This is a genomic window from Streptomyces sp. SID12501 (assembly GCF_010550245.1).
Taxonomy (GTDB): domain Bacteria; phylum Actinomycetota; class Actinomycetes; order Streptomycetales; family Streptomycetaceae; genus Streptomyces.
On the sequence record NZ_JAAGLU010000993.1, the window covers coordinates 1 to 395 of the forward strand.

Annotated in this window: 1 protein-coding gene; it reads left to right on the forward strand. The window is 64.6% G+C overall.

What is annotated here, in order from left to right; all coding sequences use genetic code 11:
- A partial coding sequence (locus G3I71_RS50735; protein WP_203733268.1) for a hypothetical protein occupies positions 1 to 249 on the forward strand: 249 nt, incomplete at its 5' end.
- Positions 250 to 395: the final 146 nt, after the last annotated feature.

The following is a 395-nucleotide window of genomic DNA, read 5'->3' on the forward strand; positions in this document are numbered from 1 at the left end:
ATGGAACAGGCCTTCAGGAAGGCACTCCAAGCCCGCTGGGAGGGGCTGGGCGTACCGCCTTGGCAGCCTGGCCTGGTGTCCGCCCCGGAGTACGCGCCGCGGTCGTCCGTCATGTCACTGGTACGAGCTGCGGTGGCTGAGCACGGCCTGGATGGCGACGTGTTGGCGGCCGTGCAGGCCGTCCGTCCCCATGTGAAGCCGGCGACTGTGACCCGGTACCTGTCGCGGGTTCGCGCAGAGATCGCTTGATGGTTTCCCAGTCGTTTCCCAGTGAGGTCTAAGCTGGGTAATCGGCCGCTGGTCAAGGCGATCTGAGACGCCATTCCCTCAACATGCACATGTTGACCGGCTACATGTCCGCGCAATTCTCGCAACCAGGGGAAACGGCTCCGACC